The 26,831-nt window shown below is 35.6% G+C and carries 21 protein-coding genes; 10 read left to right on the plus strand and 11 right to left on the minus strand.

What is annotated here, in order from left to right:
* The first annotated feature begins 149 nt into the window (after positions 1-149).
* Complete coding sequence (locus RHO11_03730) at positions 150-689, plus strand: DUF2165 domain-containing protein (protein WVD62247.1); 540 nt, start codon at positions 150-152, stop codon at positions 687-689.
* 191 nt (positions 690-880) lie between these two features.
* Entirely contained in the window at positions 881-1,291 is a 411-nt protein-coding gene (locus RHO11_03735; GenBank protein WVD62248.1) for a hypothetical protein, read from the plus strand.
* Between the two features lie 337 nt (positions 1,292-1,628).
* Here the strand turns inward: RHO11_03735 and RHO11_03740 are convergent, their stop codons facing one another.
* A complete protein-coding gene (locus RHO11_03740) occupies positions 1,629-2,069 on the minus strand; it encodes a hypothetical protein (protein WVD62249.1) in 441 nt (146 codons plus the stop codon).
* Between the two features lie 316 nt (positions 2,070-2,385).
* Here RHO11_03740 and sbcB point away from each other — a divergent pair, with 316 nt between their 5' ends.
* From sbcB to ade, 4 genes are all read left to right on the plus strand, one after another.
* Positions 2,386-3,816: an exodeoxyribonuclease I gene (gene sbcB, locus RHO11_03745; protein WVD62250.1), complete on the plus strand. Its 1,431-nt coding sequence runs from the start codon at positions 2,386-2,388 to the stop codon at positions 3,814-3,816.
* Between the two features lie 191 nt (positions 3,817-4,007).
* The gene (locus tag RHO11_03750) at positions 4,008-5,330 is read left to right on the plus strand and encodes an NCS2 family permease (protein ID WVD62251.1); all 1,323 of its coding nucleotides are present in this window, start codon (positions 4,008-4,010) and stop codon (positions 5,328-5,330) included.
* Positions 5,331-5,383: 53 nt separating this feature from the next.
* Entirely contained in the window at positions 5,384-7,207 is a 1,824-nt protein-coding gene (locus tag RHO11_03755; GenBank protein WVD62252.1) for an adenine deaminase C-terminal domain-containing protein, read from the plus strand.
* Positions 7,208-7,374: 167 nt separating this feature from the next.
* Positions 7,375-9,114 carry an adenine deaminase gene (gene ade / locus RHO11_03760; protein ID WVD62253.1) on the plus strand — a complete coding sequence of 580 codons (1,740 nt, stop codon included), beginning with the start codon at positions 7,375-7,377 and terminating at the stop codon, positions 9,112-9,114.
* Between the two features lie 93 nt (positions 9,115-9,207).
* Here the strand turns inward: ade and RHO11_03765 are convergent, their stop codons facing one another.
* The 4 genes from RHO11_03765 to RHO11_03780 all read right to left on the minus strand — a co-directional run bounded on the left by RHO11_03765 (position 9,208) and on the right by RHO11_03780 (position 12,107).
* On the minus strand, positions 9,208-9,987 hold the full coding sequence (locus RHO11_03765; GenBank protein WVD62254.1) for an amino acid ABC transporter ATP-binding protein: 780 nt from the start codon (positions 9,985-9,987) through the stop codon (positions 9,208-9,210).
* The gene (locus RHO11_03770) at positions 9,968-10,612 is read right to left on the minus strand and encodes an amino acid ABC transporter permease (GenBank protein WVD62255.1); all 645 of its coding nucleotides are present in this window, start codon (positions 10,610-10,612) and stop codon (positions 9,968-9,970) included. Before RHO11_03770 ends, RHO11_03765 begins: the two co-directional genes overlap by 20 nt.
* Before the next feature lie 70 nt (positions 10,613-10,682).
* Positions 10,683-11,480 (minus strand): amino acid ABC transporter substrate-binding protein, encoded by a 798-nt coding sequence (locus tag RHO11_03775; protein WVD62256.1) that lies wholly within the window; start codon positions 11,478-11,480, stop codon positions 10,683-10,685.
* A 216-nt stretch (positions 11,481-11,696) separates the two neighbouring features.
* Positions 11,697-12,107 carry a hypothetical protein gene (locus tag RHO11_03780; GenBank protein ID WVD62257.1) on the minus strand — a complete coding sequence of 137 codons (411 nt, stop codon included), beginning with the start codon at positions 12,105-12,107 and terminating at the stop codon, positions 11,697-11,699.
* A 341-nt stretch (positions 12,108-12,448) separates the two neighbouring features.
* Between RHO11_03780 and nifJ the strand changes: the two genes are divergently transcribed.
* Positions 12,449-16,003 carry a pyruvate:ferredoxin (flavodoxin) oxidoreductase gene (gene nifJ, locus RHO11_03785; GenBank protein ID WVD62258.1) on the plus strand — a complete coding sequence of 1,185 codons (3,555 nt, stop codon included), beginning with the start codon at positions 12,449-12,451 and terminating at the stop codon, positions 16,001-16,003.
* Positions 16,004-16,054: 51 nt separating this feature from the next.
* Here the strand turns inward: nifJ and RHO11_03790 are convergent, their stop codons facing one another.
* Both RHO11_03790 and RHO11_03795 read right to left on the minus strand, forming a co-directional pair.
* On the minus strand, positions 16,055-16,804 hold the full coding sequence (locus RHO11_03790; GenBank protein WVD62259.1) for a hypothetical protein: 750 nt from the start codon (positions 16,802-16,804) through the stop codon (positions 16,055-16,057).
* Between the two features lie 41 nt (positions 16,805-16,845).
* Positions 16,846-17,331: a hypothetical protein gene (locus tag RHO11_03795; GenBank protein ID WVD62260.1), complete on the minus strand. Its 486-nt coding sequence runs from the start codon at positions 17,329-17,331 to the stop codon at positions 16,846-16,848.
* Positions 17,332-17,372: 41 nt separating this feature from the next.
* On the opposite strand from RHO11_03795, the gene RHO11_03800 reads away from it, so the two are divergent.
* Positions 17,373-17,672 (plus strand): transposase, encoded by a 300-nt coding sequence (locus RHO11_03800; GenBank protein WVD62261.1) that lies wholly within the window; start codon positions 17,373-17,375, stop codon positions 17,670-17,672.
* A 5-nt stretch (positions 17,673-17,677) separates the two neighbouring features.
* The gene (locus tag RHO11_03805; GenBank protein WVD62845.1) at positions 17,678-18,517 is read left to right on the plus strand and encodes an IS3 family transposase; all 840 of its coding nucleotides are present in this window, start codon (positions 17,678-17,680) and stop codon (positions 18,515-18,517) included.
* Here RHO11_03805 and RHO11_03810 read toward each other — a convergent pair.
* Positions 18,514-19,302, minus strand: a complete 789-nt coding sequence (locus tag RHO11_03810) for a P-loop NTPase fold protein (GenBank protein ID WVD62262.1) — start codon at positions 19,300-19,302, stop codon at positions 18,514-18,516. The two genes, RHO11_03805 and RHO11_03810, sit on opposite strands and share 4 nt — an antisense overlap.
* Positions 19,303-19,536: 234 nt before the next feature.
* Between RHO11_03810 and RHO11_03815 the strand changes: the two genes are divergently transcribed.
* Positions 19,537-20,103: a zf-TFIIB domain-containing protein gene (locus RHO11_03815; GenBank protein ID WVD62263.1), complete on the plus strand. Its 567-nt coding sequence runs from the start codon at positions 19,537-19,539 to the stop codon at positions 20,101-20,103.
* Between the two features lie 66 nt (positions 20,104-20,169).
* Here the strand turns inward: RHO11_03815 and RHO11_03820 are convergent, their stop codons facing one another.
* From RHO11_03820 to proP, 3 genes are all read right to left on the minus strand, one after another.
* Positions 20,170-23,622 (minus strand): pyruvate carboxylase, encoded by a 3,453-nt coding sequence (locus RHO11_03820; protein WVD62264.1) that lies wholly within the window; start codon positions 23,620-23,622, stop codon positions 20,170-20,172.
* A 335-nt stretch (positions 23,623-23,957) separates the two neighbouring features.
* Positions 23,958-25,208, minus strand: coding sequence for a mechanosensitive ion channel (locus RHO11_03825; GenBank protein ID WVD62265.1), 1,251 nt, complete (start codon positions 25,206-25,208; stop codon positions 23,958-23,960).
* A gap of 86 nt (positions 25,209-25,294) precedes the next feature.
* The gene (gene proP / locus RHO11_03830; protein ID WVD62266.1) at positions 25,295-26,788 is read right to left on the minus strand and encodes a glycine betaine/L-proline transporter ProP; all 1,494 of its coding nucleotides are present in this window, start codon (positions 26,786-26,788) and stop codon (positions 25,295-25,297) included.
* Positions 26,789-26,831 lie beyond the last annotated feature (43 nt).

The raw sequence follows: 26,831 nt of genomic DNA on the forward strand, positions 1-26,831 counted from the left end.
AAAAGGAGGTTTATCTTTTAGCAAAACCTAGCTAAAAGAGATAAATATCACAAACTAATATTGGTCGCGTTACCACAACTAACGTAATCACAAGATATAATCTATCTATATCAATTGAGTAGTTAACTATTATTTATAAGAGGTTTTAAATGAAGTGTAAAGCAGACTTAATATCCACACAACAAATCTTAAAAGCAACTATCGCTTTTACTGTTGGATTCTTTTGCTTAATTGTTGGTTTTGATAATATCGTTGATTTTAATACGAATTATTCATTTGTTAATAGCGTGCTATCAATGAATACCATGGAACCCTTTTTTTCAGGTAGTGAGGCAATTACATCAAGGGCTATTACCAATCAAACTGTTCACTTAATCGGCTACTGGATTATTATTATCGGCGAATTATTTACTGGTTTAGTCTGTATGACCGGGTCACTTTATATGTTTGCATCTATTAAGAAATCTCGATTCGTTAATGGCCAAGTTATTTATCTAGTCGGTGCAGTTTTGGCTGTTCTTGTTTGGTATTTTGGTTTTGCCGTTATTGGTGGTGAATACTTCTCAATGTGGGCAAATAAAATGAATGGGCAATCTAAAGCTTATACATTCGCAACATTTATTTTATTAACTGCAATTTTTGTTGGATTACCTTTGCTAAAAAAACAGAATGATGACAATCAAAAATAACTAACCGCTTCGGCGGTTTTTTTATGTATGATACCGATAATTCAAAATAACAAATCTTATTCAGCCTTATCTCACCCTCGATAGACATTAACCCGTTGCTTAATTGTAAATTAATCTTGACAAAACTTTAAAATACTGTATATTTATACATGTCAAATCATTACTAAAACAACAATATAAAAGGAGTCATAATGTTTGATATAAAAAGTCTTAATTTTGAAGGTCTAAATAATATTCCTAAATCAATTGATATTGGATACCATGATAGTAATTGCGGTAAAATCTATAATAAAAATGGGTCTTTTATACTCTATTCTAACTTTACTTTTTACGGTGAAAAATTTGAAGCAATCCAACAGAATCATGTCGTTGGCTGTTTCAATATCCAATTACAAGAGATTCCTTGTGATGCTGACGGGAACCCACTGCTAGTATCATATTGGTTTGAACGCAACGATGATCAACACTCTCGGATAGTGTTCTTATTTTCAAAAGAGCCAACACATCGAATCATATTAAAAACAGGTAAAATCATCGATAATAACACCGATAATCAATACATTATGGATATGGGGATTAACTATATCTTGGCACAGCGTTAATTTAAAAGGGCTTTATGCCCTTTTTTAAGATCAAAAAACTAATTACGATTGATTAAGATAAAATAATCTATAAAAAAACTATCCACTTATATGGTTTTTAATCCACAAAATCTGTTGATAACTACTTTGATAACTTTACTAACTTACTAATTTAAATACTTTTATAACGATGGCGAAAATATAGCGATCCCATGAACAATTCTATCTAATCACATCCATTTTGATACTGTTGTAGAGATCCAAAAAGTAGGTAATTACCAGCCAATATGTTTATAACCCGATGCTAATATCGCCATAAAACTACAATTTAAAGGCCTATTTGACATTCATTGTTGAACTAATCGGTGATTCTTTTACATATTACTTCTATATTAAATAAATTTATAATTTCTTTTGATGTTTTGTCACGAATACTAAATACAATATCTTGCTTTAACTCATCATTTGAAATAAGGACAAATTTAATTTTATTATTAGTTTCCATCTCACCAATACTTTGCCAAGTATCTTTATTTTTTTCAATAGCGTCAAAATCAATAATTTCAGATGTTGAAGCAAGCTTTAACAGCACCTGATCACCATTTTTAATATATTCAGCATGATAATCAGGGCGTAGCTCAAGATCATGAAATTCATTTGCTACTTTAGGATTAATCTGTCTCATTAATGTATTTTGACAATTCCATTGACCAAGAAGCATCTCTTCTGTAAGTTTTTTTTCGCTACATCCAAACAATACAATTGCAGAAGCGAATATAATGACTATATGTTTTAACATGCTAATATCCTATTCAATATTATTGCTTTGAAATTATATATTGTTATATATATTAGAAAAATACGTTTAATATAATCTTATAATCATAACCTATCTATTCTTGTTTTCTAAAGCAATATAGATTCGACAAAATGATATAGACATGAAGAAATTGAAACGCAACCATTCCTTTTTGTGTTATCCTAGCAACCAAGATCTCATCCTCAATAAATAAGGTTTGCCGCTAAGGTTTATTGAATATTGTCATTAATTTATGGCCTTAATCGGTCCATTGTTACATGATATGATGAATAAAACTGTAATTTAAAAAACAACTATGAACGATATTACACAGCCCAGTTTTTACTTTCATGACTATGAAACATTTGGTACCGACCCAGCCTTTGACCGCCCGGCGCAATTTGCTGGTATTCGTACTGATATGAATTTAAATATTATAGAAGAACCGTTAGTTATCTATTGTAAACAAGCACCAGATTATTTACCCAATCCTGAAGCTGTGTTAATTACGGGTATAACACCACAAGAAGCATTACAAAAAGGCCTTTGTGAAACTGAATTTACCAACCAAATTCATAGCGCATTCAGTGTACCGAATACTTGTATTTTAGGTTATAACAATATTCGTTTTGATGATGAAGTGACACGTAATATTTTATATCGCAATTTTTATGATCCTTATGCGTATAGCTGGAAAAATGGTAACTCAAGATGGGATCTACTCGACGTTGTCAGAGCTTGTTATGCACTACGTCCTGATGGGATTAATTGGCCAATTAACGATAATGGTTATGCCAGTTTTCGTCTGGAAGATTTATCACAAGCTAACAATATTAGTCATGAAAATGCTCATGATGCAATGTCTGATGTCTATGCAACAATTGCAATTACAAAATTAATTAAACAGAAGCAACCAAAACTATTCGATTATTTTTTTAGTTTACGTAATAAAAATAAAGTTGCTGAATTAATCAATATTATTGCCATGACACCATTAGTACATATATCAGGCATGCTTGGTGCTCATCGTGGAAATACGACTTTAATTGCCCCACTTATTTGGCATCCCAATCAACCTAATGCGGTGGTTGTTTGTGACTTAACCGGAGATATCGATCTTCTTCTAACCTTAACGCCTGAGCAAATACAACAAAGACTTTATACCAAAACAGCTGACCTTGCTGATGATGAGCATCGTATTCCATTAAAATTGGTGCATATAAATAAGTGTCCAATCATCGCACCTGCAAAAACATTATCCGAAGAGAATGCTAGCCGTTTAGCTATCGATTTAGAATTATGCTATACAAATTTAACCAAACTGCAAGCAGCCCAACAGATTATTCAAGATAAGATGCAGACTGTCTTTAACGAAAAAATGACTTATCAAGTTCAACAAGATGTAGATGGGCAAATTTATCAAGGTTTTTTTGACGGTTATGATAAATCATTATGTGATCTTATACGGCAAACTGAAGCTAATTGTTTAGACACATTAACCATCACGCCTCATGATAATCGACTTAAAACGCTATTTTTTAGATATAAAGCGAGAAACTATCCGCATTTATTAAATGAATCAGAAAAAATCCAGTGGCAAGATCATTGCCGAGATAAATTGAGTGATGAAGTTGTTCGCCACTATTTAGTTACCTTAGAAGATCTCGCTAACCAATATCAACAGCAGCCCCAAAAACTGAATTTATTGAAAAATCTCTATCACTATTGTCAATATTTAGTTAGCTAAATAATTTATCAATAATTTGTCTAGCCCTTTATAAAGTCCACTGCTATAATGTGCAGCCTAAACATCAGTAGCTATTATTAGCGTACTCCGCGCCAAAGAAACTGATGTGAACTTTTATTTTTCGCAATGTTAAATAACCTACACCCTACATCTCTGATCTTCTATCCTAATCCATTATTTGGAGAATTCTTGTGACAACTAATTCAACGACTTATCGATCGTTTTTGGATCGCTATTTTCATTTTCAGGAAAACAGAACTTCATTAAAAACTGAACTGATGGCCAGTTTTACCACCTTTATTACCATGGTCTATATTGTCTTTGTTAACCCTAAAATCTTAGGTGACGCAGGCATGAACTCTCAAGCAGTCTTTGTTACTACCGCGTTAATTACAGGTATTGCTTGTTTGGCGATGGGAATTATTGCCAAATTACCGATTGCACTTGCTCCTGGAATGGGGATTAATGCTTATTTTGCTTACGTTTTAGTAGGTTCAATGGGATTAACTTGGCAAACAGGGATGGCATTAATATTTCTTGGTGCATCTGGACTATTTTTACTCTCCGTTTTTCGTCTACGTTATTGGATGATTGCCAATATTCCGTTCTCTATTCGTATTGGTGTTAGTAGCGGCTGTGGCTTATTGATTACGTTAATCGGTTTACATAATGCAGAAATTATTGTTGCAGATCCAGATACGATGGTGAGATTAGGTAATCCAACTTCTTATCCATTTATACTGGGTTGCTTAAGCTTTTTAATCGTTGCTGTACTTGCTCAGCGCGGCTGGAATTCATCAATTTTACTCTCCTTTATCGTGGTCACCTTGATTGGCTGGCTAATCGATCCTGCGGTGGTTTACCATGGCGTTGTTAGTTTACCGCCAGATATATCACAAGTCGTTGGACAACTTGATTTTAGTAAAGTCTTTGAGGTCTCATTATTCGGTGTGATTATTTCCGTGATGTTAATCAATTTATTTGAATCTTCCGGAACATTTATAGCAGTTACAGACAAAGCAGGACTGGCCGATAAAAATGGACACTACCCAAACCAACAACGTTCACTTTATATAGATAGTGCATCATCAGCACTTGGCTCAGCAATGGGTACATCCGCTGTTACAGCTTATGTAGAAAGTGCCTCTGGTGTCGCTGTTGGCGGTAGAACAGGAATGATGGCTTGTGGTGTTGGAGTACTATTTTTACTGATGATATTTTTCTCACCTTTAGAAAAAATGGTTCCATTATATGCGACCACTGGTGCACTAATTTATATCGGCGTATTGATGGCTTCAGATCTTGCCCGCGTTAAATGGGATGATCTTACCGAATCTGTCCCTGCTTTTGTAACAACAATTATGATGCCGTTCTCTTTCACAATTACAGAAGGAATTGCAACGGGCTTTATAACTTATGTATTTATGAAATTATTCTCTGGTAAGTATAAAGAGTTAACAGCTTGTACGGTAATTATGGCGTTGCTATTTTTAGCTCGTTATATTTTCCTTTAATAAACTTATTAACCTAATATTATCGAAAAATAACCGACTATAGGAACTCGACGATGACAACAATGTACAAAGAAGATATCTGTGAAATGATTGATGCTGGAGCTGCCAAGATTCCAGCGGATTTAGTCATTACTAATGGACAATTAGTTAACGTAAACTCAGCTGAAATCTACGCTGCTGACGTTGCTATTTATAAATCACGTATTGTAGCAACTGGCGATATATCTGGCTATATTGGTGAAAAGACAAAAACGTTAGATGCCAAAGGTAAATATATCGTTCCTGGTTTAATTGATGGTCATTTGCATATCGAATGTAGTAAATTATCGATGACTAGTTTTGCTAAAGCCGTACTGCCGCACGGTACAACCAGTATTATCTCGGGTTTAGATCAATATGTTGTAACTGCTGGTATTGATGGCATTAAAGAAATTCTCCAAGAAATTGATGGCACGCCATTAAAAGTATTTTGGGGACTGCCATTTTTAACACCTTACACATTACCACAAAGTAATGTCGGCTTTAACGTAACAGCAAAAACCCATGCTGAAGTACAAAAATGGCCAGAAGTATTTGGTGTGTGGGAAACCGTTAGTGAGTTTATTGAAAATCAACACAGTGATGTGATTAAAGCGATTGAGTACGCTCGTATCAACCGCTTACCAATTTTTGGTTGTGCCCCAATGACTCGTGGACATAAACTTAACTCAATTCTTTGTGCTGGTGTACGCCTTGATCATGAAAGCTACGATCATACCGAGATGATGGAAAAAATTCGTAAAGGTATGAACGTAATTATTCGTGAATCATCAATTTCACACTTTTTAGAAGAGAACGTTAAAGTCATCACCCATTTAAATCCACGTTTATCACGCCGTGTGAGCTTTTGTACCGATGATGTAATTGCATCTGATATTGTGACTAATGGTCATATGGATAAATTAATTCGTATGGCAATCGCTAATGGCGTTGATCCCCTGACTGCAATTCAAATGGGATCAATCAACTCAGCGGAAGCTTATCGCATTGACCATTTAGTCGGCTCTGTATCACCAGGACGTTTTGCTGATATTTTACTAGTAGAAGATTTAGTTAAATTTGAAATTGATACAGTCATCGCTAAAGGTCAATTAGTGGTTGAAAATAATCAAACAGTTTATAACTTTGTACCACCAAAACGTAGTGATGTATTACTACAAAGTATGAAATTAAAACCTGTTACGGCGGATGATTTAACTGTCAAAACAGAGGTAAAAGAAGCAACTGTTCAGGCACTATCATTAGATGTTGATTTTGATATTCCTTTTGTTCGTCGTGGTAGACAAGTTGAGTTAGCTATTAAAGATGGTATTGTCCAACCAGATGTTAACAATGATGCAATCTATGCAACCGTTATTGAACGTTTTGGTAAAACAGATTGTAAACCTAAAGTTGGTTTCTGTTCTGGTTGGAAACTAAAAGCAGGAGCAATGGCAAGTTCATGTGCACCAGATGATAATAATGTCGTCTGTATTGGTACCAATTCAAATGATATGGCAATCGCAATTAACTATTTAGCTGAACATGGTGGTGGGCAAGTTATTGTTAAAGATGGTCAAGTATTAGGCTTTTTATCACTACCAATTTGCGGCATCGTCTCTGATCTAGATCCTCATTCAATGGCAACGGAAGAGGAAAAATTGTTACAAATTGCTCGTCAACTTGGTTGTGATCTACCCGATCCGTTATTTTATATGTGTTGTTTACAAATTACCGCTATTCCTGATTATGCAATTACCGATCTCGGTGTGATTGATTTTCATGAACAAGCTGTGATGGATCCCGTATTTAAATGTGGCTGTACTCACGGTAAATTACATCCGAAGTGCCACCATTAGAAATAGGCTAAGAATAAGCCTATATAGGCTTATTCTCAGTGTTGTATAACAGTAGAATTGCGATAATACGCTAATTCTATAAACTCGTTTTTAACAAATAACATTAAAGCAACAATTTAAAAAATATTGTTTTTTAATGTCATTTTTGCAATACAGTGAGGTATTTTGTGACAAAACGTCAACAGTTGAATGATTTAATTGATATGGCAGCGGGTAGAAAAAAAGCTGATTTGCTCATTACTAACTGTAAAGTCATTGATGTATTTAACCAACAGATCGTTGATGGTCCTTTAGCCATTGGTCATGGTAGAGTTGTTGGTTATGGTCATGATTATCAAGCAGAACAAGTTCTTGATGCTAAAGGGGGCTATGTCATGCCAGGTCTTATTGATGGGCATGTACATATCGAGTCATCATCATTAATTCCAACACAATTTGCTCGTTGCATTTTACCATTTGGTACAACGACAATTATAGCTGATCCTCATGAAATTGGTAATGTATGTGGACTTGATGGAATCCGTTATATGCTAGATGCATCACGAAAAACTCCATTAGATGTTCGTATTATGTTGCCATCTTGTGTCCCTGCTACCCCTTTTGAACAAGCAGGCTGTGTGCTTGAAGCCGAAGATTTAGCAGAACTCATCAATGAACCAGGAATACATGGTTTAGGTGAGGTAATGGATTATCCAAGTGTGATTAATCACGATGAAAAAATGATGAATAAATTGTGGTTAGCAAAAGATCATGATCGCGTCATTGATGGCCATAGTCCTGGTGTAAAAGGTAAAGATCTGGTTGCCTATGTCATGGGCGGTATTATGACTGACCATGAATGTAGTACAACGGAAGATATGCTTGAGCGTATCCGTCTTGGCCAATACATTTTGTTACGTGAAGGCTCGACTTGCAAAGATTTACTTAATCTAATCCCGGCAATCACCCCAGCAAATGCACGCCGCTGTGTATTATGTACCGATGATCGTGAACCTGCAGATATTTTATCGACGGGCCATATTAATAAAAGTTTGCGTTTAGCTGTTGAACATGGACTTGATCCGGTATTGGCAGTCACTATCGCAACTCTTAATGCAGCTGAATGCTTCAAGTTAAAAGATAAAGGCGCAATCGCACCAAATTATATTGCTGATCTATTGATCGTTGAAGACTTAGTTTCATTTAATGCTAAACATGTATTTGTAGCAGGCAAAGAAATTGCTCGTGATGGGAAACTGTTAGTAGAATGGGAAGACTATGTTTCAGATTCAGTTCTTAATACTGTCAATATTCCTGAATTAACAGAATCTAGCTTTACCCTGCCCCTTAAAACGGAAAAGGTCAATGTTATTGGGGTAAAACCGGGTAGCGTAGTGACCAATCACTTAATCATGGATGTCAAAAAAGATCGTAATGGGAATTTTTCTGTCCAAGAAAATCCGGGGTTAAATAAATTAGCAGTTATTGAACGTCACCACGCAACAGGTAATATTGGTCTTGGAATTTTAGCTAATTATGGTCTAAAAAATGGTGCAATTGCCGTTACTGTTGCCCACGACTCACACAATATTGTCGTCGTTGGTGATAATGATGCAGATATGCTAGCTGCGGTACAAGATATTAAGCAAATGGGTGGCGGCTTCTCATTATGTCAAGATGGTAAAGTACTTGCACATCTTGCGCTGCCAATTGGCGGTCTAATGTCCGATAAATCAGCGCAAGAAGTTGCAGATAATTTGCATGAAATGATCAATGTTGCTAAACAATCTTTTGGTATTAACCCTGCAGCTCATCCGTTAATGACTTTAGTTTTTATGACATTACCAGTAATACCACAAATTAAGTTAACCTCAACCGGACTCTTTGATGTAAAAGCTTATCAGCCAATCAAGTTATGTGTTGAATAATTGGCATCAATGAATTTGTATTGATAGTTATGATGATATCCTTGTGCTTTACTGTACAAGGATATTGATTGATAACATCCGGTTTTATCAATGCTATTTAAACATTGAACTTAGAAACTCTTGTGTACGTAAATTTTGTGGATTATCAAATAACGCTTTCGCCGGACCCGCTTCAACAATAACGCCACTATCCATAAACAATACCGTATCTGCAACTTCCCGAGCAAACCCCATTTCATGGGTTACAATAACCATAGTCATTTTATCTTCGACTAATTTTTGCATCGTTTTCAACACTTCACCTGTTAATTCAGGATCGAGCGCAGAAGTCGGCTCATCAAATAGCATAATATCAGGTTGCATTGCTAAAGCTCGAGCAATGGCTACACGCTGTTTCTGTCCACCCGATAGCTGTGAAGGATAATAGTTGTACTTATCTGATAACCCTACTTTACTCAGTAACTCTTGCGCTAGAAGCTCAATTTCACTACGCTGCATTTTTTTCACAATCATCGGTGCTTCAATGATATTTTGTAAAACGGTCATATGAGGGAATAGATTAAAATGCTGAAATACCATCCCCATTTTACTGCAAATCATCTTGATCTCTTGATCTGCCACATAAACGGCCTTATTGGCTTTATTATTTTGCACCATCCACTTATTTTCAATGGCAATATTACCTGAATCAATCTGTTCTAGATTATTTAAGCAGCGCAATAAAGTGGATTTACCAGAACCAGAGGAGCCAATAATTGCAACAACTTCAGAACGTTTTACCGAAAAATCAACCCCTTTTAATACTGATAGAGCACCAAATGATTTATAGATTTTTTCAGCATAAATCATAGTATCAGTCATCGTAGCGGGCATAATATTTCTCCAGTTTTTGATAGAACAAAGTTAAAATCAGCGTCATTAGCAAGTAAAAAGCCGCCGCAATAAAAAATGGCCAGAGATCAAAATTACGCTTAACTAATTGAGAAACAATTCGCATCAGATCTTGTAATGCTAAAACATAAACCAGTGAAGTATCTTTAACCAAGGTGATTGTTTCATTGCTTAAAGGTGGAAGAATTTTTTTCACCATTTGCGGTAAAACAATTCGCCACATCGTTTGACCATAACTCATACCTAGAGTTTTTGCTGCTTCATATTGCCCCTTATTAACACCTTGAATTCCTGCACGAAATATCTCAGCAAAATAAGCCGCATAGTTTAAAGCAAATGCAATCACAGCAGTAGAAAAACCATCAAAACGAATGCCTAACTCAGGTAGCGCGAAATAGATAAAAAATATCTGCAACATCAATGGCGTTCCGCGTATTAGCCAAATATAAGCATTGACCAAATATTCTAGCGGTTTTATTTTAGATAAGCGTAATAATGCCAGTAGCAATCCCAGCGGAATAGACAACAGCAACGTAATCAAAAATAAGCCCAATGTCAGTTTTATACCAACCCATAACTGAGGGGCGACTTGCAGTATATAATCCATCTATATTCCTATAAAAACAACAACGCAGTCCAATATTGGGCTGCGTTTAAGCAAAATAAACAATTAAATTTTATTTTGTGACGTCTGTACCGAACCATTTTTCTGAGATCTGAGCAGCTGTACCATCAGTCATCATACTATTAAGTGCTTGTTGAATTTTTTGTTGCAATTCAGCATTGTCTTTTTTAAAGCCAACACCATATTGTTCTTCACCAAAATTATCTTCAAGAACCACATAATCATCTGGTTTTTTAGCGACATAGTAATGACCAACAACACCATCAACGACGACTGCATCAAGGCGACCATTAGCTAAGTCAAGTAATGCTGTTACATTATCCGCATATTGATGAAGCTCAGAAAACGACTCATGAATTGGATCAGCATTTACCGCATCTAAAGCGCTACTACCATTTTGCAAACCAACAATTTTACCAGCTAAATCAGCTTTACTTTTAATCCCGCTATCAGGGCTGACAACAATAATCTGATGATTAATCATATAAGGGTCAGAAAAAAGAATATTTTCTTTACGATAATCAGTGATAGTTAAACCATTCCACAATGCATCAACTCGACCGCTGTTGAGTTCTGCTTCTTTTGCAGACCAATCGATAGGTTTAAACTCAATATTCAAATTTGCTCTTTTAGCTGCTTCACGAGCCAAATCGATATCAAAACCAACTAAATTATTGTTTTCATCACGAAATCCCATCGGTGGAAAATCATCATCTAAACCAACCACAATTGTTTGTGTTTCAGTAGTTTCATTGGCTGTATCATTATTCGATTTTGCTGAGTTATCGCATGCACTTAATAGAAAACTAGCAAAAAAAGCCATCACAGGTAATACAAGGTATTTACGCATACTCTTCCTTAAAATAATTTAGCAATAATAATATTAAAATTAACAGGGGTTAATGCTATATCATGTCTCAGTATTTATCCAGTCTGTATTGATAATTTTACTATAAAATAAATTGATAATTAATTAAAAAATATAAAATATTTAATCTTATCGCTTAACATCACAACAATTCATCAAAATCTTTAATTAAAAATAGACTGATTTTACTGATTATTTTTAATTTATCACGTTCAATCGATAGTAATAATGTTTATCTTTACTAGGAGAACACATCGAAGGATGAATAATATCGATTGCATGTGCTAATTCAAATTTGCCCTCAGCTATCGGTACGCCAGAAACAATTAAATAATTGGCCTCATCACCATAATCAATAACGACCGTTAACCCATTAATTATTTTAGTTCCAGCCTGATTTTGTTCTGCATCTGCATAATAAAAAGAATATGGTAGTCTAACTTGATAAAACTCTCCGACTTTCGCATCAGGTAGATTAATATTCTCAATTTTATCCTTGGTAGATGAAAAGAGTAAAGAAACTGCACAGCTTGAACCAGCAACAATTTCACAGCCTATTAGCATAGTACTTAATAATATAGCAACGATTATTTTCATTATTGTTATCATCGATCTATCCTAACTAACTCTTTAAATAAAATAATTATAGTATTTTACCACTGAAATAAAACTAAAAATCTGTCTTTCGGTATGTAGAATTAGTCGTCTGTAAATAAAATACTCATATGAAAATCATCAGTTAATTAGTTCATTCTTATCGTTTTTGGGCTCACAATAAAACGGCTAAATTGTTACGATCGTTATCTGATGAAGCTATTCTCATTATTAAATACAAGGGTATTATTGCTAAAAATTTACATGAATAAATCGCTCAAAGTTTTGTTATATTCTGATACAATATTACAAAATCACAATAAGCAGTGTCTAACCCTATAAAGTAAAAGGTTTTTATGATTATAACAGATGCAAATAGCGCGGTATCCTCCGTCGCTTATCGTGCTAACGAAGTCATCGCGATATACCCTATTACACCAAGTTCAACTATGGCAGAGCAAGCAAGTACTTGGTCTGAGTATAATAAGAAAAATATCTTTGGCGATATCCCCAAAGTTATTGAAATGCAGTCTGAAGCTGGGGCAATATCAACTGTACATGGTGCTCTGATGACTGGGGCGTTAGCAACTTCCTTTACCTCATCGCAAGGTTTATTATTGATGATCCCATCACTATATAAAATTGCTGGTGAGCTTACGCCATTTGTATTGCATGTTGCAGCTAGAACTGTTGCAACCCATGCTTTATCTATTTTTGGCGATCACTCAGATGTTATGGCTGTTCGTCAAACTGGCTGTGCAATGCTTTGCGCAAGTTCGGTGCAAGAGGCTCAAGATTTTGCGTTAATATCGCAAATCGCCTCGTTCAATAGCCGAGTGCCTTTTATTCATTTCTTTGATGGTTTTAGAACATCCCATGAAATAAATAAAATTGAAGCGCTTAGTGATGACAATATTAAGAATCTATTACCATATGATGGTATTGCTGCGCATCGATCTAGAGCATTAACACCAGATGCGCCAGTCGTTAGAGGAACCTCTGCAAATCCCGATACTTATTTCCAGTGTCGCGAAGCAGTCAATACATTTTATGATAATACTTATCAACATGTTGCAGATGCAATGGCAGCATTTGAAAAAGAAACTGGACGTAGTTATAAACCATTTGAATATTTCGGTGCACCAGATGCGGACCGAATTATTATACTAATGGGATCTGGTGTTGGTACAACAAAAGAAGTCATTGAAGAGCTACTCGCACAAGATCAAAAAATAGGTGTTGTGTCAGTCAGACTTTTCCGTCCATTCTCAGCGAAACACCTACTGGAAGTGATTCCACACTCGGTAAAAAAAGTAGCCGTGCTCGATCGTACGAAAGAACCGGGTTCACTGGCTGAGCCACTCTATCTTGATGTAATGACTGCTTTTGCTGAGGCCTTTTCACAAGGTGAGCGAGCTACTCTACCAGTAGTAATTGGTGGCCGTTATGGTCTATCATCAAAAGAGTTTAACCCGCGCTGCGTACTAGCTATTTTTAGTGAATTAGCGCTTGATAAGCCACGACCTCGTTTTACAGTGGGAATTTTTGATGATATCACTGGTTTATCACTCCCGCTCCCAGAACAATCTATTCCACAGAAATCATCTCTTGAAGCACTATTTTATGGGCTTGGTAGTGATGGTACAGTTTCTGCGACTAAAAATAATATCAAAATCATTGGCAATGGTTCCCCTTTCCATGTCCAAGGTTACTTTGTCTATGATTCTAAAAAAGCAGGTGGTCTAACAGTTTCTCACCTACGAGTGAGTTCTGATCCAATACAATCCGCTTATTTAATTAATAGTGCACATTTTATTGGTTGCCATCAAGATCAATTTATTGATAAATATCATATTGTTGAACATTTAAAAGAGGATGGTATTTTCCTACTTAATACCCCTTACAGCAAAGATGAAATCTGGCATCGATTACCTAAAGAAGTGCAGGCTGAGTTAATTAAAAAACGAGCTCATTTCTATATTATCAATGCCAGTAAAATTGCACGTGAATGCCAATTGGGTGGAAGAATAAATACCGTAATGCAAGCGGCATTTTTCTACTTAGCTGAGATTTTTAAACAAAACTTCACGACTGAAAAACTGAAAGAAGTTGTACAAAAAGCCTATATTAGTAAAGGACAAGAGCTCGTTGAACATAACTGGCAGGCAATTGATATGGCGGTCAATTCATTAGAACATATTGAGTTGACTTGTATCGATCAAACCAGTGCATTAATGCCGCCAATCGTCCCTGATAATGCACCTGACTTTGTGAAAACAGTGACAGCAGCAATGTTAGCTGGGATTGGTGATTCATTACCAGTATCCGCTTTCCCACCCGATGGTACTTGGCCAACGGGTACAACTAAATGGGAAAAACGTAATATTGCTGAAAGCATTCCAATTTGGCGAGAAGATCTCTGTACACAATGTAACCACTGTGTTGTTGCTTGTCCTCATGCTGCAATTCGAGCCAAAGTGGTATCGCCTGAAGAGATGGAAAATGCACCATCAACTCTAGCATCGCTAGAGGTTAAGGCTAGAGACATGAAGGGGCAGCGTTATGTACTGCAAGTTGCGCCTGAAGATTGTACTGGTTGTAATTTATGTGTAGAAGTTTGTCCATCACGAGATCGTAATAATTTTGATATAAAATCGATTAATATGGCTTCACGTATTGATAATTTAGAGGATCAAAAAGCAAATTATGAATACTTCATGGAATTACCTGATCGAGATGCAAATACCATTGAACGTATTGATATTCGTACATCACAACTATTAACACCATTATTTGAATATTCAGGTGCTTGTTCTGGTTGTGGTGAAACACCATACATCAAATTATTGACTCAGCTTTATGGTGATCATTTAGCGATTGCTAATGCTACTGGTTGTTCATCAATCTATGGTGGTAACTTACCGTCAACACCATATACCAAAGATCGTAATGGTCGAGGTCCGGCTTGGGCTAATTCCCTATTTGAAGACAATGCTGAATTTGCTTTAGGCTATCGATTAACCTATACCCAACATAAAAATAGAGCATTACGTTTGCTAGATGAAGCTGTGGCTCTTGGTATCGTACAGTTATCACCAGAGAAAATCGATGATCTTAAATCATCACAAGTACCATTGAATGATAAGCGTCAACTCATTGTACAACTGAACCAACAATTAGCGGACTCAAATTCGGCGGTTGCAAAAGAGTTACTCGCTGATAGTAATTACTTGGTTGATAAATCAGTTTGGGCAATCGGTGGGGATGGCTGGGCTTATGATATTGGTTTCGGTGGACTTGATCATGTTATGAGTTTAACTGAAAACATTAATATTCTAGTACTTGATACACAATGTTATTCCAATACAGGTGGTCAACAGTCCAAAGCAACACCAATGGGTGCAGTATCTAAATTTGCTGATTTAGGTAAACAAAAAGCTCGTAAAGATCTTGGTGTAAGCATGATGATGTATGGACATGTTTATGTTGCACAAATCGCACTCGGTGCTCAACTTAACCAAACGTTGAAAGCAATTCAAGAAGCACAAGCTTATGATGGCCCATCTATCATTATTGCTTACAGCCCTTGTGAAGAACACGGTTATGAACTCGATAAATCTCATGAACAGATGAAAGATTTGGTTAAGTCTGGTTTCTGGCCATTATACCGCTATGATCCAAGCAAAGTAGCAGATGGAAAATCAGCCTTAACGTTAGACTCCAGACCACCTAATAGTGAAATGTTATCTGCAACGTTGTTAAAAGAACAGCGCTTTAAACGGCTTGAAACATTAGAGCCATTAACTGCAGATAAACTTCATTTACAGTCGAGTAAAGCCGTTACTGCCAAATATAAGTTCTTACAGTTACTATCAACTTATACGGAAGCAGAAACCCCACCCGATGTTTAACTATAAAAAAACCCGATTTAATCGGGTTTTTTATTATCCTAAAGTAATTATCTATTTGCTAAAACACCCCATGATAGGCAAAGCAGATATAACAAGTTCATGATTATCACTAGCCATATAAGGTTTAAGCATATTATAAAAATCGGAATTGGCATCTCCCAAAATAAGTGAAAAAACCTTAAATTGCTTTTCACTTTTTAAAAATGGCCATAATAATGGACATGATATTAAAATAGATGTTAATGGTAGAAGATGCTTCATTTTTTCAACAACAGCGTCACCATTTAGTTCTGCCAATATTTTGCTTAAATTATAACTAAGTTCATTATCTGATGTAGCCATATCTTTACTATTCAAAATGATATTAATTAACTCTTCGGAATAGTGACTTTGATGATATCGGATCTCTTCAACTAACACACCATTAATCATGCCACAGACCAAACGTGAAAAAACATCGCCAAATAAACAATCAAATTTCTGCTCATCTTTTGCTAGTTCTTGAGATGCTTGTTGCATTTTTATATCTTCAGAAATAGAACTTAAAGAGTAGAAAATACCGGTCCAAATTTTACCACTTAATAGCAATGGTATTTTAATATGAATCCCTTTACTATTTTCACGCCAGATTTTCAATAATGTATTTAATCGAACAGCCTCTTGAAATGGCTCATCGTTGGTTCTGTGAAACATTACAGCCTGTTCATCATGATAAATATCCACCAATTTATCATCATCTTTTAACGTGCTATTGAAAAAATCAGGATAACTACAATTAATCAGAGTCAATAGATCTGTCATTTTTGCGCCATCATTGGATAACAGTTCTGCAATTGAAGCGATTATTTATAGATAGAAATATAATCATGCTGCTCTACAGCCGTTATAGCGCGATGAGCTGACATCGTTATAGTTGCCACAGCCGTATATTGGCAAAGATCTAACTTGCTACCGATCACTAATTTTTTAGCTAATTTAGGTAACGAGTTTATCTCTTTCGGGTTGACAACCCCTCGTTTTTCTAATAATTCGATAAAAGTTACGCTATCAAAGGTTCTTTCATCGAGTTTCCAGTAGGTTTCCATCACACCACAACTGAGCACTTTGTTATCCTTCAATAACCGACAGGATTGTAAAATAATCGGACTAAAGCGCGCTGCAATCATGGTGATATTATCATTACGATTTAAACCTATGTAATCAACATAATCAGCTAGACTACAATATTCTTGCCCACTATTTTTGATGTAATTACTATAAATCTTAGCATTGGCTCCAACTAATAACATGACTTTCAATGTGTAACGGTATACTTTTCTTGGAGACATACTTAGCGGTATGATAAACCATCAACTAAGGAGATTACCCCGTGACAAGACAACTAAGTAGTGAATTTAAACGAGAATGTGCAGAGCTCGTTCTTAATTATGGTTATGCACATAAAGATGCAGCAAAAACAATGAATGTGAGTATTTCATCAATTGGGCGTTGGGTAACACAATATAGAAAAGAACGACAAGGTATTACGCCTAAAAATAGTGCGCTGACCGCTGAACAAAAACGAATACAAGCTTTAGAAAAACAAGTTAAGCAGTTGCAAAGTGATAATCAGTTATTAAAAAAGGCTTCAGCCTTCTTCGCCATCGAAATGACAAGCAGCAACAAATAGCGTTAATACTGAAGAAGGCAGGAAATGAAACCGCTCAAATCTGTCGGTGTTTATCATTAGCACCGAGTACTTTTTATTATCGAATTAAACATCGCGCATGTAAATTAATGAATACTAGGCTTGAAATTGCCATAAAATCAATTCATAACGAAATGGACGGTATATATGGAAAAAGAAGAATGTTAGTTGAACTGGTTAAAAAAGGGTTTAAGCTTGGTTTAGATAAGGTCCGACGCTTAATGAGAAAATTAGGCCTAGTGGCTAAAAGGACTAAACAGCATTCCTATCCTCGTGGCGGTAAATCATCGCTACTGGCAGCCAATCATTTAAATCGACAATTTAATCCAGCAACGATTAATCGCTATTGGTCTGGCGATATTACCTATATTCGGACAAGGCAAGGTTGGCTCTATCTGGCTGTCGTGATGGACCTATGCTCTAGGCGTATTGTTGGATGGGCCTTTTCTGAAAAGCCAAACAGTTTACTGACGGTTAAGGCACTAAACATGGCGATACAGCGTCGAAAAGGAAAATGCCCTACCTTATTTCATTGTGATCAGGGGATTCAATATCGTAGTGAACAATTTCAACAGTTATTATCATATCATCAAATTACCTTTAGTATGAGTAGAGCTGGAAATTGTTTAGACAATGCCGTTACTGAACGATTTTTTAGATCATTAAAATCAGAAAGAATTAATTATCGAGATTATATAACAAGAGAGCAAGCGATGGGCGATATTATTGATTATATCGAACCGATTTATAATCAAAAAAGAAGACATTATAAACTTGGATTTATTTCACCAGCAGAATTTGAACATAATTTACTAAAAACTGCCTAAGAAGCTCTCCAATTTTTGTTGACCGTTACACTATACATTTTAAGATCACCCGAGATGATAATAGCTAATCTTGGATGATTTAAATAACAACGGATAGCTTCGAGTATTTCATAAGCTTTATCAGTATTTGTATCAATATCATCAATAGCAACAATAAAAAGTTCAATATTGAGGATCTTTGATACTTCATCAATTAGTATATTGATTTTCTTCTCTAAATGACGTCCTAACATTGGTTGATTACTTGTTCGAGTTAAGTGTCTACTGGCATCACACTCAGTATATTTAGTCTCGTTTGTGACAAATAACTCCATGCCGTTAGAGATTAAATCGAGTAATTTATAAAACTCTATGCGCTTTTCAGGATTTTGACAAAAAGAGAGTTGTTCATCAACTAAAGAATAAAAATGACCAATAATTTCAACTAAAATTGAGTGATGTGTATCAATGAGAGTCGGATCAATAAAAGCAACTGGATATATTTTTTTAATATTTTGAATACGATTATCTGATTGTGTGTTTTGATAAAAATTTAATATTTCTCTTAAGAAAGTCGTTTTCCCAGCGCCCCGAGCACCATGAACATAGATAACATTATTCTTTCTTTTTAAGCCAAAAGTGATCGGAGTTTCATTATCAGCAATCTCTGTACAAAATTTTGTCAATAATTTATGTACATCGTTAAATACCTCTTTTTGTAAATTATTTTGCTCACTATCAGATAAAGGAGAGCTTAATGATCGATTCAAATCCAATAAAAATCTATTTTTTAAAATTTTTGGCATTCTTTCCACCCATTGAATTACGCCATAAAGATAATTGGAACAGTGTAAATTTATCATATTGTGAATGAAAAACAAACATAAATCAGTTACATAACAATCTAACTAGAATTGATAAAATAATTAAATAGCTAACATTATCGTGTGAAAAAGATAATATGAAGCAGCCAGTTATCACTAAAATATTCGGTTATTTATGTCATAATAGTTTAAGTAAAAAGTAAAAAGGAGCACACCGTGCACTGTCCTAAATGTAAAACAGTATCGCTAAATTATGGATACTTAGAACATAATTTGCCTAGCAAAGTCTGCCCATCTTGCCAAGGTCATTGGTTACTTTTAGATGACTATCTCAATTGGAAAAATGCACTAATTAATGATTCTTCATTAATGACAGACTTAGAAAGTAAAATAAATGTTGAAGAAATTATTGATACTAAACATGCCTTAATTTGCCCTATTTCGGGGATTTTAATGACTAAATTTCGTATTACTAAACAAACAGAGCACCGCCTTGATGTCTCTTCAGCAACAGGAGGAATATGGATCGATAAAGGTGAGTGGGAACTGTTAAAAAAATTTAATCTAGCTCAACAACTTAATCACATATTTACAACATCTTGGCAAAATAAAATTCGTACTGAAATGACCAGAGAAGTGCTTGCAAAACTTTATATTGACCGCTTTGGTGAAGAGGACTATTACAAACTAGCAGAAATCAAACAATGGATAGATCAACACCCACAAAAAGAATATATAAAATCTTTTTTATTTAGTCATGATCCTTGGTCTACAGTCAAATAATATACATCCATTAAATAAAAAGCCACGGTTTATCCCGTGGCTTTTTTGTTTAATAAAGAAAATGGATTAAGCTAATTCAACTAATAAATCATTGGTTTCAATCACGCTACCTGGTTTCACATAAACGTTTTTAACAACCCCATCACACTCCGCTGTAATCGTCGTTTCCATCTTCATCGCTTCAATAGATAAGATCGCCTCACCTTTAGTTACTTTTTGTCCTGATTTAACTAATAGCAGCGCAATCATACCCGGCATCGGAGCTGAAATATGTTTAGGATTACCGCTCTCGGCTATACGTTTTTGGTTTGATTTTTGCTCTTTCCCTGCTTCAGCTACCGCGATAGTTCTTGGCTGACCATTCATTTCAAAGAAAATTTTTGCCAAACCACTATCATCATTTTCAGCTCGACCCGTTCGACTAATAACAATCACTTTGCCTTTTTCAATCTCAATGTTCACCTCTTCCTGATTTTGTAAACCATAGAAGAAATTAGCTGTTGGAATTTTTGATACATCACTATATTTTTCAACATAAGCTTGGTAATCTAAATAAACTTTCGGATACATCAAATAGGCAGCAAGCTCCTTATCATCAATTTCATCTAATGGTTTATTACATAACTTAGCTAATTCAGCTCTGGTTTTTTCAAGATCAACCGGCGGTAAAAACTGACCAACACGCCCCTTAATTGGCTCTTCGCCTTTTAGAATTCGTTGTTGAATTGCTGATGGGAAACCATCAGGAGGGAAACCAAGTTCACCTTTCATCATTGAAACGACAGAAGCAGGAAAATCAATTTCATAATCAGGATTTGCAACATCTTCGATGGTTAAATTATTCACGACCATATAAATCGCAAGATCACCAACCACTTTAGACGTTGGAGTCACTTTAACAATATCACCAAATAATGTATTCACATCGCGGTAAGCTCTTGATACTTCTGGCCAACGATCAGCTAATCCCATAGCTCGAGCTTGTTCTCTTAAATTGGTATATTGACCGCCTGGCATCTCATGATTATAAACATCCGAAGTTCCAGCAATATTGACATCAAATGGTTTATAAAGCGCCCTAACACCTTCCCAGTAGTTAGATATTTGTAATAACGACTCACGATTTAATCCTGGATCTCGTGGTGTATGTTCTAGCGCCGCCACTATTGAACCTAAATTTGGTTGTGAAGTCATTCCACTTAAGGCATCCATCGCCGCATCAATCGCATCACAGCCTGAATCTAAAGCAGCTAATACTGATGCCGCAGAGATACCACTCGTATCATGAGTATGGAAGTGAATTGGCATACCAACTTCTTGCTTAAGCGCTTTAACTAAAGTACGTGCAGCTTCTGGTCGACAGACGCCAGCCATATCTTTAATACCTAAAATATGTACGCCTGATTTTTCAAGCTGTTTCGCCAATTTTATATAATAATTTAAATCATATTTTGAACGTTTAGTATCGAGTAAGTCACCTGTATAACAAATCGTACCTTCACATAATTTACCAGAGTCAAGCACTGCATCAATGGCTACGCGCATATTATCGACCCAGTTTAAGGAGTCAAAGACCCTGAACAGATCAATACCATTATCGGCTGCTTGTTTAACAAAAAACTTCACAACATTATCGGCATAATTAGTATACCCAACAGCATTAGAAGATCGTAATAACATTTGTAATAAAATATTTGGTACCGCTTTTCGGAGCTGAATCAAACGTTCCCATGGATCCTCTTTTAGAAAACGCATCGCGGTATCAAAAGTAGCACCACCCCAACACTCTAATGAAAAAAGCTCTGGTAGCATACGCGCATAATAAGGGGCAATTTCGAGCATATCATGAGTACGCATACGTGTTGCAAACAGAGATTGATGCGCATCACGCATCGAAGTATCAGTGATTAAAGCTTGTGGAGTATTCTTCATCCACTCAATAAAGCCATTTATACCGAGTTGTTGTAAACGATCTTTTGATCCTTTCGGAATCTCATAACCCAATTTAAAATTCGGTAGTATTGGCATACTTAATGGTAATTTCGGGATTTCTCGCCCTTTCATTTCGGGATTACCATTTACAGCAACTTCACCGAAAAACTCTAATAGTTTAGTCGCTCTATCTTGTGGTTTTTCAAACTTAAACAGTTCCGGTGTTGTATCAATAAAACGCGTAGTGTAATCACCTTTATTAAAAGAGGGATGCAAAATAACATTTTGCAAAAATAGTAAATTACTTGATAATCCTCTAATTCTAAATTCACGTAAAGCTCGAACCATTGTTGAGGTGGCCTCTTCAACGCTACGCCCTCTTGATGTCACCTTTACTAATAGTGAATCATAATATGGTGATATAACCGCACCAGTATAAGCCGTTCCAGCATCTAAACGAATCCCACTACCAGAAGCACTACGATAGACCGAAATCCGGCCATAATCTGGCGTAAAGTGATTTTCAGGATTCTCAGTTGTAACACGACATTGTAAAGCATGGCCTTGAAGATGAATATTTTGCTGCGTAGGCACATAACTTTTCTCATCACCGATTTGATAACCTTCAGTAATGCGAATTTGCGCTTTAACAATATCAATCCCGGTCACTTCTTCAGTAACCGTGTGTTCTACCTGAATTCGTGGATTAACTTCGATAAAATAGAATTTACCATCATCGACGTCATATAAAAATTCAACGGTTCCTGCATGGGTATAATTAGCCGCTTTAACTAAGCGCAAAGCAGCTTGGCATAACTCTTCTCGTTGCTGTTCATTGAAATAGGGAGCGGGTGCTCGTTCAACAACTTTTTGATTACGGCGCTGTACAGTACAATCACGTTCAAATAAGTGAACTTGGTTACCATGTTTATCAGCAAGAATTTGCACTTCAACATGTCGGGCGCGACGAATTAATTTTTCTAAAAAAACTTCATCATTACCAAATGCGGCTTTAGCTTCGCGCCGTGCAACATTGATCGCTGGCTCTAGCTCCGCTTCGTTTTCAACAATTCGCATTCCACGGCCACCACCACCCCAACTTGCTTTAAGCATAAATGGGTAGCCAACAGCATTTGCCATTTTTTTGACTTCTTCAATATCGCGAGGTAATGCTTCTGTTGCAGGAACAACTGGAACCTTAGCCACTTCAGCCATATGACGAGCCGCAATTTTATTACCCAAATTACGCATAACATCGCCTTTAGGGCCAATAAATGCAATTCCTGCTTTTTCACATGCATCAGCAAAATCAGGATTTTCAGATAAAAAGCCATAACCTGGGTGAATGGCATCAACATTTGCTTCTTTAGCAATACGGATAATATCATCAATATCCAGATACGCTTCAATTGGTTTTTTACCTTTACCAACCAAATAGGATTCATCGGCTTTTAATCGGTGTAAAGCTAAACGATCTTCAATAGAAAAAATACCTACCGTTCGAATACCAAGCTCATAAGCAGCACGAAAAATACGAATAGCAATCTCACTACGGTTAGCAACCAAAATACTACGAATCTGTTTCATATGACCTCTTAATAATAAATTATCCGCCTAACTGCCTATATTAACAATCATTATGGTGTAGATACCCATTAAGCATAGTATTTAGGAGTATACGCACTCACCTGATATTAGACAATTAATTCAACAAGATTATTACCTAAAGTGATAAACGGAGGTAAAGAAATAAAAAACAGTTATTCTAAAATAAGAGACAATATTTAATCATTCTGGTAACCAGTGACAATACTCATTCATATCATCATATTGCGTCATTATCAGCGATAGGGAGATAAAAAGATGAAAACACGTTTTACTGCTTTAATAATAAAACGTGTTTTAACATCATGATAAAAAAATTAACTATTACTCGTCGAATGACTTAGCATACGTAGATCATAACCACTCGGTAATTGATGAATTCTCAATCCGAATTCAGGAATAATCGCAAATAGATGATCAAAAATATCTGCTTGGATATTTTCAAACTCTAACCAAGCCGTTGTTTTTGTAAAAGCATAAATTTCTATTGGTATTCCGTGATCCGTTGGTGCCAGCTGACGAACCATAATCGTCATATCTTTATGGATATTATTATTTTTCTTAAGATATGTTTCTAAGTAAATTCTAAATACCCCTAAATTAGTTAAGTGTCTGCCATTTATTTTCGAGAGATCATCGCTATGATTAACCTGATTGTATTCAGTAATTTCAGCTTTTTTATTCTGCAAATACGGATTAATGAGTTTTATACTAGCAAGATGGTTAAACTCTTTATCACTTAAAAAATGTACACTCGTCATATCAACATAGACACTACGTTTAATCTGCCGACCACCTGAATCAATCATGCCCTGCCAGTTAATAAAGGCATCTGAAATTAATGAGGAAGCCGGAATCAATACTACGGTTTTATCCCAGTTCTGAACTTTTACTGTCGTTAACGTAATATCAATGACCTCACCATCAGCATTATATTTGTCCATTTGTAACCAATCACCGACGCTCAACATATTATTAGCGGATAATTGTATACCAGCAACAAATCCCATAATTGGATCTTTAAACACTAACATTAAAATAGCGGTCATTGCGCCGAGTCCACTAATAATTAAACTAGGAGACTTGCCAATAAGAATAGAGATAATAATGATACCGATCAAAATAGTAATGATAATTTTGATACCTTGCACAAATCCACGAATCGGTATTCGGCGTGTTGTTTCATTTCTCATCAATTTAAATTGAATGATATCTAATACACCAAAAAATGCCGATGTACCAAAAATTAAGCTCACTAAAACAGCCAACATATTGATAGCTTTAGCAATAAATAAATCTTGGTTAAACCAGAGTTGCGCTAAAATAATAATAGCGATAGCTTCTACGGTAAGCATGGTATTACGTAATACTTTATATCTAATTATTAAATTAATCAGATTTTGCCCACCGCTCATACGCTTTTCTAATCGCTTAATACCGATTCGCTGTACAATAAAAAATAAAATTATCGCAATAAAGAGTATCGCTACCGCAATCGTCAATATCGATAGCAGTTCTGCATGAGGAAGACCATATTGTAAAAATAGTTGTTGTAAATAAGACTGCATACTATTTCCTTTTAAAGATATAACAATGCCTAACTACATTTTCTATTAGAGAATGAATTAGGTGTTGCGGTAAAAGAGTAAATTGATTAATTGATTACAGGATGCTGATCAATTAGATCTTGACGTTTCTTTTGTAGACGAGAGATCTCGGCATCAATATCTTCAATACGCTGCTCAATATTATCAAAATGTTGTGATAATATCTCTTTCGCTTCCAAGCGATCTGATGCAGCAGGCAGAGCACCTTTTAATGGTTTATTAGCCGTTTCTTTCATTTTAATACCAGTGATTAAACCAATAATTGCAACCGCGATTAAATAGTAGGCTGGCATATAAAGATTACCTGTTTCTTCCACTAACCAAGCCGCCGCAGTCGGTGTTATCCCGGCAACAAGAACTGAAATATTAAACGAGATAGCTAACGCACTATAACGGACTTTCGTTGGGAAAATAGCAGGTAAAATCGAAGCCATAACACCAATGAAACAGTTAAGTAATATCGCTAAAATCAGTAAACCTAAAAAGATAAAGCCGATAATATTACTATTGATCATTAAAAATGCAGGATAAGCTAATAAAATTAATCCAATACTACCACCTATAATAAATGGTCTACGACCAACTTTATCACTGAGTAAACCAATAACAGGTTGTACAAATAGCATTCCAACCATAATCGCGATAATAATTAACACACCGTGATCAATATTATAATTAAGGTTATGTGATAAATAACTCGGCATATAAGTTAATAACATATAATAAGTAACATTAGTTACGATAACCAGCCCAGTACAAATCAAGATACTTCGACCATATTTACTAATAATCTCTTTTAAAGATTGTCGATTACTTTCTAACTCTTCCTTATTTTCATTTTCCATGTGTTGCTGGAACGCAGGAGTTTCTTCTAAAGCATGACGTAAATATAAACCAATAATACCTAATGGTAAGGCAAGGAAAAATGGAATACGCCATCCCCATTCATGAAAACGAGTATCACCTAATAGAGAAGAGAGAAGTACAACAATACCGGCACCTAATAAGAATCCAGCAATAGAACCAAAGTCTAACCAGCTTCCCATAAATCCACGTTTTCTATCTGGTGAATATTCGGCAATAAAGACGGCTGCTCCCGAATATTCGCCACCTACAGAGAAACCTTGTAATAATTTTGCAACCAGAAGTAAAATTGGTGCCCAGATACCGATTGTGGCATAAGATGGGATCAGACCAATACTAAAGGTACTTAATGCCATGATAATAATCGTTGTCGATAATACTTTTTGACGACCGAATTTATCCCCTAATAAACCAAAGACCACACCACCTAACGGGCGAATTAAAAATGGCACGGAGAATGTTGCTAATGCAGCAATCATCTGAATACTTGGTGATGCATTAGGGAAGAACACTTGCCCTAATACATATGCTAGGAAACCGTATACCCCGAAATCAAACCACTCCATTGCATTACCTAATGCTGCAGCAGTAATGGCTTTTTTCAATTTACCATCATCAATGATTGTAATATCGTTAATATTTAACGGTTTTTTCTTCTTTCTCGATAGTTTTTTCAAAATGGATACCCTCTTTAAAATCCAAAGCCTTTATTCGCTTATT

The sequence above is a fragment of the Orbaceae bacterium BiB genome (genome assembly GCA_036251205.1).
GTDB lineage: Bacteria > Pseudomonadota > Gammaproteobacteria > Enterobacterales > Orbaceae > Orbus > Orbus mooreae.